The sequence below is a fragment of the Protofrankia sp. Cr1 genome (assembly GCF_963555865.1).
GTDB lineage: Bacteria > Actinomycetota > Actinomycetes > Frankiales > Frankiaceae > Protofrankia.
Window position 1 is genome coordinate 1 of sequence record NZ_CAUVXO010000674.1, and the last position, 1,159, is coordinate 1,159.

The following is a 1,159-nucleotide window of genomic DNA, read 5'->3' on the forward strand; positions in this document are numbered from 1 at the left end:
GTTATCTCGTCATGCAGGTCCGCGCCATCCCGACCGTCCGCAGCGCCGGTGTCATAGCCGCTGTACCGGCCATGCCCGCCTGACCCACCGCGGTCGTCCGTCCGAGCCTGGCCGACGGCGCGGTCGGACTCCCCGCGACCGGGTCGCTGCCCGGTGTCCCGCTGCCCGGTGTCCCGCTGCCCGGTGTCCCGCTGCCCGGTGTCCCGCTGCCCGGTGTCCCGCTGCCCGGTGTCCGTGGCGCCAGCCGAGGACGATCCGCGGCCGGGCCGGCTCCCCCCGCTCCGCCACGAGCCGGACTGCGAGCCGCCGGGTACGGACTGGCCGTAACCCCCGTCACCCCGACCGCCCGCTTCCTGGCGGAACGAGCCCGGCGGCCGACCGAAACCGGCACCTGCGCCGGCCGTGTCCCGCCAGCCGCCCGCCGTCCGTCCACGCTCAGCCCCGTCGGACGCCGCACCGGCACCGGCGTGACCACTACCCGCGCCACCCGCACCGGTCCGGAAGCGGTTGCGTTCATTCCAGGTGCCGCGTCCGGCGGTGCCCGCGGTCCCGGCCGCTCCCGCCGCGCCCGGCGTCCGTGCCGCTCCCGTCGTGCGGGCATCGAGGAAACCTAGCGCCAGTCCGTCACCGATCGGGGTTGGCCTTCCGCGCAACAGCGTGGTCGTCGTACCTCCGGGCATCCTGAGGATGAGCTCGCCGCTGTCACCGCGTCGCGCCTCATACGCGCTCTCCCCGCCGGCGACCCGATCGAGACGCGCCGACGACCTGCTCCGGGGGTCCCGGACTGCGAAAGGGAACCGGGTGGACGGTGTCGGCGCCGCATGGAGTTTGTAGATCTCCGCGTCGTTTCGGTGCAGGACCATGGTGAGGTCACGGACATCGCGACGGGCGAGGAAGCCCCGGCGTCGACCACGCAACCAGGCCACCGCTGCCAGCACCGCTGCCAGCACCGCTGCCAGCACCAGGATCCACAACCACCACAGGCGCTGGAGCAGCGGCGACGGGTAAGCGACGTTGACCGTGAAAAAGCCCGTCGCGACGACCGTCGCGGGGTCGGCCACGTCGTACACGTCGAGCTCTCCACTGGCTGGCCCGAGTTTGGTGCCGGCGCGGAACTGGATCGTCAGTGCCTCTTGGGAGCGTCCGGAACCATCGGTCA

At 73.1% G+C, this 1,159-nt stretch carries 1 pseudogene; it reads right to left on the minus strand.

What is annotated here, in order from left to right:
* Positions 1-1,159, minus strand: a pseudogene (locus U9980_RS27795) (hypothetical protein); the annotation flags it as partial.